Source organism: Psychrobacter sp. (assembly GCF_035469765.1).
Lineage (GTDB): Bacteria > Pseudomonadota > Gammaproteobacteria > Pseudomonadales > Moraxellaceae > Psychrobacter.
The window spans coordinates 1-4,217 of sequence record NZ_DATIRM010000215.1; the positions used below are offsets into that span (position 1 = coordinate 1).

Annotated in this window: 5 protein-coding genes; 3 read left to right on the top strand and 2 right to left on the bottom strand. The window is 40.9% G+C overall.

Going from position 1 to position 4,217, the window contains the following annotated elements; translation table 11 throughout:
• Positions 1-183 (bottom strand): MliC family protein (locus VLN09_RS06075; RefSeq protein WP_325244660.1); only part of this gene is annotated, 183 nt, incomplete at its 3' end.
• 214 nt (positions 184-397) lie between these two features.
• Positions 398-1,303 carry a LysR family transcriptional regulator gene (locus VLN09_RS06080; protein WP_325244662.1) on the bottom strand — a complete coding sequence of 302 codons (906 nt, stop codon included), beginning with the start codon at positions 1,301-1,303 and terminating at the stop codon, positions 398-400.
• Positions 1,304-1,523: 220 nt separating this feature from the next.
• Here VLN09_RS06080 and VLN09_RS06085 point away from each other — a divergent pair, with 220 nt between their 5' ends.
• The 3 genes from VLN09_RS06085 to VLN09_RS06095 all read left to right on the top strand — a co-directional run bounded on the left by VLN09_RS06085 (position 1,524) and on the right by VLN09_RS06095 (position 3,954).
• Positions 1,524-2,246 (top strand): YoaK family protein, encoded by a 723-nt coding sequence (locus tag VLN09_RS06085; RefSeq protein ID WP_325244664.1) that lies wholly within the window; start codon positions 1,524-1,526, stop codon positions 2,244-2,246.
• Positions 2,247-2,498: 252 nt separating this feature from the next.
• Positions 2,499-3,209: a pirin family protein gene (locus VLN09_RS06090; RefSeq protein WP_325244666.1), complete on the top strand. Its 711-nt coding sequence runs from the start codon at positions 2,499-2,501 to the stop codon at positions 3,207-3,209.
• Positions 3,210-3,345: 136 nt separating this feature from the next.
• The gene (locus tag VLN09_RS06095; protein ID WP_325244668.1) at positions 3,346-3,954 is read left to right on the top strand and encodes a nitroreductase family protein; all 609 of its coding nucleotides are present in this window, start codon (positions 3,346-3,348) and stop codon (positions 3,952-3,954) included.
• Positions 3,955-4,217: the final 263 nt, after the last annotated feature.

Below are 4,217 nucleotides of genomic sequence, written 5' to 3' on the forward strand. Positions count from 1 at the left end.
TACTCTCATAATTCCATAATCAGCTTTAGTATGCCAATCATAGCTCATTTTAGGATCAGAGTTATTGGTGTAACGAGCACCAGAGCCTGAGACCGCTTGATTAAGCCTGATGTTTTTATTAGCTACGCCAATTTTTGGCAAGCTAACCTCTAAGTTGGCGTGACTGCTAGGGCGTGTCCTCATATTATTATCCAATAAGTTGCAGGTTTATTGACATAGCTATCGTGGTGACAGCTACAAATACGCTATGTGAACGTAGGATATTATGTCTATTGTTATCGTTTAGTGATCTTCACTAATGACACCCTTAATTTCACCATTGTCTACTCTCTTAACTGAAACACACCGTGATTCTCATAGGTGCGACGACATCCAACCCAAATAGCAGTTAAACAAACTAAAACCGATCCCAATACGGATTATCACCAAAACGCTCAGCGATAAAGTCAATTAAATAGCGACAGCGCTGTGATAAAAAGCGGTTTTTGGGATAAACGGCATAAGCGTTTAAGGTCGGCAATTGATACTGCTGCATGATGGGCACAAGCGCACCACTGGCTAAGGTTTGATAAGTAATGAAAGTAGGCAGAAAAGCAATACCATGCCCTTTTACCGCCATTTCTCGTAAAAAGTCACCGTTATTGACTTTTATTCTTGAGTTGACGGCGACTTGATATTTTTTACCTTGCTCATCTATCAGCTCTATCGTGCTAGATTTGCTCAGACCGTATTGCAAAATCTCATGCTCTGCTAGATCGTCTATGGTCTTTGGCGTGCCCATTCTCTCTAAATATTCGGGGCTAGCACAGAGTGCATAACGAATCAGTGCTAAGCGTTTGGCTTGATAACTAGAATCTTGCAGCTCTCTAATACGAATCGCTAACTCAAATCCCTCTTCAACCAAATCCGTATGGCGATCAGAGAAATCCAGCTCAAAGTTCAAGTTAGGATGCTGGTTGGCATACTCATCGATGACATCATTTAAATGCATCAAGCCAAATGATAATGGCGCGGTCATCTTTAGGGTGCCCTCTATACGGGTTGGCGCCCCACTAGTCTCCTCATTCAGCGCGTCAACTTCGCTGAGTATATTGTTCACCTTTTGGTAATACTGCTCACCGGCTTGGGTCAAATGCGATTGACGCGTGGTTCGGCTAATTAATTGACTGCCCAAACGTGTCTCTAAATCCTTGAGACGACGGCTAACCGCTGACTTAGCGATATTTAATTGCTCGGCGGCTTTGGTGATGCTGCCTGCTTCGACAATGCGTACAAACATTGCCATATCTTCTAGTTGTCCCATTTAAAGCTCTTCCTGACTGTTCTTTAAATAAGAACTGTTATTTGTGATTATTACGGTTTATCTATACGTGGTCAACAATTAAAATATGAACACTGCTTAGGTACATATATTTTTGCTCATGGTGCAGGCGCTTATTCAATAGATAACCGTAGTACGCGCAGATAACTGCAAATAACTAAGAAAACGGGAATTAAGAGTACATCTAGGGCAACTAATAATTATGATAATTAATGATCACAGCACTGCCAATGATAACTTGCCAAGCTTTTGGCAACGATATCAAACGCCTGTGTTATTGACAGTGGTCGGCGGCGCGATTGATACCATCGGTTTTATAACCTTATTTGGTTTCTTTACTGCTCATGTCACAGGTAACTTGGTGATGGCTGGCAGCGGTTTGGTCAAAGGTGAAGCTGGTCTATGGATTAAGCTTGCCGCCTTACCGTTATTTATTCTAACGGTGATGGTGACCAAGATGTTTATTGATCATAGTAAAAATAAACAGCTCACGCTGAGTCATTTATTCTTAGCGGAAGCCGTTTTTTTGACCGCCTTTATGATAGCCGGTCTTTACTATCAGCCTTTTGTCGATGCAGGCGATATAACCGTGGCGATAACGGGTGGTCTAGGTTTGATTGCGTTGGCGATTCGTAATACTGCCAGTAAAACGGTAATTAAACACATGAGCCCGACTGTATTGATGACGGGTAATACCACCCAATTAGGCATTAACTTGACCGACTACTTGGTCAATCGGACTGCCGATAATGGCAAAAATCTCGCACACAGCTCGGTATTGGTTTTTAGCTTTTTAATGGGCGCTTTAGTGGGTGCGCTTTTATATATGCAGCTGAGTTTTTGGGCGGTAGGATTGTTTGTACTACCAGTACTGTATTTATCAGTGATGGCGCGTAATAAAGAGTTTTTACAACATATCGCGTAATGGCTTTTTGGCTTACTCATTAGTGGATTTATAGCAACCGTTGACGTAGCTGACTCTGCTCTAACACAATGATTCTGTGATCAATATACGACATCACTTTTATAGCTTTATTGTTCTAAAAATAAGAATAGTCAATTGTAATTACCGTTATTTATCTATCAATATACAACAATTATAATAGACCTATTATTTAAAAATTTCATGACTAATAAATTTATAGACAGTTAACTTATTAATATCTAAGGATAAATTATGAAAACCATCTATCATGCAGCAGCCTCTCGTGGCGATGCTAACCACGGCTGGCTGCAAAGCAAGCATACCTTTAGCTTTGCCAATTATCACAATCCAGAACGTATGAGTTTTGGTGCCCTACGGGTCATCAATGATGACTGCATCATCGGTGGTCAAGGCTTTGGTAAGCATGCGCACCGCGATATGGAAATTATCAGTATTCCTTTATCGGGTAAGCTCGGTCACGGCGACAATATCGGTAATAATGGTATTATCGAAACGGGCGAGATTCAAGTCATGTCAGCAGGTACTGGTATTACTCATAGTGAGATGAACGGCGATGATAAAGAAGATGTAAAACTCCTACAAATTTGGGTCATCCCAAATAAGACGAACGTCACGCCTCGCTATCAGCAAATATGCATGGGTGACATCATGCAACCAAACGAGTTTAACCAAATCCTGTCACCTAATGCTGACGATGCTGGCGTATGGATTCATCAAGATGCTTGGTTTAGCATGGGCGATTTTGATAAAGGTGTGACTCAAACGTATCAGTTAAAAGACATTAACAACGGCGTTTATATTTTTGTCATTAGCGGTAAAGTTTTTGTCAGTGGTAACAATTTAGATACGCGTGATGGTCTTGGCATTTGGGATACTAAGAACTTTATAATGGATGTAGAAGAGGATGCTAAGGTACTACTCATGGAAGTGCCAATGAGCTAATGGACGCTTCGATGCGCTTTAATTTTATTTATAATACAAAAGGGCTATTGAAGGTGTGAACGCTAGATATAGCCATGAATCGTACCGATCACTTATTCGTTCGAATCAATGTATATTAACCATTTGGAGAAACACTATGTCAGACTTAAATACTTTACAAAAGCTTGCCGAAAAACGTCGTTCTATCTATGCATTGAGCAATCAATTGCCAGTATCTAATGATAAAGTCGTAAAGCTGGTTGAACATGCTATCTTACATACGCCGTCATCATTTAACTCACAATCAACGCGTGTCGTCGTATTGTTTGGTGAAGAGCATCAGAAACTGTGGAATATCACTGAAGAGACGTTACGTAAAATCGTTGGTGATGAAGAGAATTTTAAATCAACAAAAGAAAAAATCGCCGGCTTTAAAGCGGGTGCAGGTACCGTCATGTTCTTTGAAGACCAAAGCATCGTGAAAAGCATGCAAGAAAACGCGCCGTTATATGCTGACAAATTCCCAATTTGGGCAAATCAAACCAGCGCGATGCATCAGTATGTTATTTGGACGGCATTGGCCAGCATCGACGTTGGTGCAAATCTGCAACATTATAATCCTGTCATCGATGACAAGATTGCTGAAACGTGGAATATTGACAAAGACTGGGCGCTAAACGCTCAAATGGTATTCGGTGCAATCGAGCAGCCTGCAGGCGACAAAACATTTAAACCTGTTGAAGAACGTATGAAAGTATTTGGTTAGTACTATATAAACTGTAACCAAAATATAGACAATGAAACCGCTATGTAGATGTCTAAGCGGTTTCATACTGTATAAATATGCATCATTGTCTTCAAACTTGCCAATCAATGATTTGCGAACTAAGTTCACGTAACTACTTTTCATAGCAGTCTTAGTGTGTCATCTTACTGCCAGCCTGATGTTGCACTGTGCTCATCTTGGTGAGCAAATAAAGGATGCGCCTTTGCCTCCTCTAATGTCAGCACAGGTGTCACGCACACATC